Annotated in this window: 1 protein-coding gene; it reads left to right on the top strand. The window is 56.7% G+C overall.

Annotated features, from left to right (window positions below; all coding sequences use genetic code 11):
• Window positions 1-280: 280 nt before the first annotated feature.
• Window positions 281-774, top strand: a 494-nt coding sequence (locus tag IFS44_RS21670) for an FxDxF family PEP-CTERM protein (protein ID WP_192100215.1), incomplete at its 3' end; no start/stop codon positions are given.

The raw sequence follows: 774 nt of genomic DNA, 5'->3' as shown, positions 1-774 counted from the left end.
TTCAGGCAAGCATTATTGAAAATGAAGCGAATTACGGCTCCACGCCTGAAGCACGGGTTCGATTCCCGCAGGGGTCGTCTTGAGCCAGTCTTTTTGCAGGGAAAGTTTTGCCCAAAGCCTACGGGGAGCGGTCTCCGTAGCGTCGTCTGTGACGGAAAAGGCACGATTTTCCAGAAAGTCGACATTATCAAGGTCATAGCCGGATTTTGCGATAGAGCGGTTTGCGTGTCGCCATGGCCCCCGTTATCCTTTCGTTAAGGACAATCTCGAGGAAACCAACATGAAGCGTCTATTCTTTTCGACCATGGCATTCGCATCCGCCTTCGCGATGGCCCCAGCGGCTCATGCAGTTGACTTCACCCCGAACGATCCGGAATTCACCGTTCGCGGCGATATCAACGATGGTACCGTTTCGGCAGATTTCGGCCGTTCGGGCATCGCGGCCGGCACATTCCAGGATACCTTCAACTTCATCATCGATCAGACTGGTCTGGCTAGCGGCACGCTGAGCACGAACACCACGCGCCTGACGAGCTCGACCGATCTCGACATCCTGTCGGTGTTCATCAATGGGTTCGCAGCCACGAAGACCATTGTCGGCAACGCCGAATTCTTCGAGCTCAACGACGTCGCGATCGCTTCGGGTGTGCCGAACCAGATCGTCGTGAACGGCACGTCGCGTGGCAACGGCTCCTATGCCGGCACCGCGACCTTCGAGCCGACGGCAGCAGTTCCCGAGGCTGGTACCTGGGCAATCATGCTGTTCGGTATCGG

Origin of the sequence: Sphingomonas sp. CFBP 13706 (assembly GCF_014842355.1) — a bacterium.
GTDB classification, from domain to species: domain Bacteria; phylum Pseudomonadota; class Alphaproteobacteria; order Sphingomonadales; family Sphingomonadaceae; genus Sphingomonas; species Sphingomonas aerolata.
This window is presented reverse-complemented; position numbering and strand designations above follow the sequence as displayed.